The organism is Mesorhizobium sp. M3A.F.Ca.ET.175.01.1.1, from assembly GCF_004791945.1.
Classification (GTDB): Bacteria; Pseudomonadota; Alphaproteobacteria; order Rhizobiales; family Rhizobiaceae; genus Mesorhizobium.
Window position 1 is genome coordinate 1 of record NZ_SRTP01000122.1, and the last position, 380, is coordinate 380.

1 protein-coding gene is annotated in these 380 nt (G+C 66.3%); it reads right to left on the reverse strand.

Annotated elements, in window-relative coordinates; translation table 11 throughout:
* On the reverse strand, window positions 1-343 hold a 343-nt coding region (locus EN818_RS31015), incomplete at its 3' end, for a 2OG-Fe(II) oxygenase (RefSeq protein ID WP_189523989.1).
* Window positions 344-380 lie beyond the last annotated feature (37 nt).

The following is a 380-nucleotide window of genomic DNA, read 5'->3' on the forward strand; positions in this document are numbered from 1 at the left end:
GAAGCGCGGCGCCCATCTTCTCGTTCCAGTCGTTGGCGACGCCGGCCAGGCGCGGATAGAGCGCGGTGCGCAGGCCCTCGATGAGGTCCGGCAAGGGGTAGCGGAAGTAGCGGTACTCGCCGTTGCCGAAGCCGTGGCGCGCCATCACGACATGGCTGCGGAAATGCTCCTGATGCGGATAGAGCGCAGCGATGTCGGCGCATTCCTCGGGCGACAGCAGGCCGGGCATGACGGCGCAGCCATGGGTATTGAGGTCGGAAACGATGCCGCGCCAATCCTGTGCCGCGACGCGGGATTCGGCGGAGCGACTGGCACGTTTCGTGTTCAGGGAGTGGACGGTCATGGGTTGGCTCCTTGCTTGTCCCGAAGATGGGGCACGC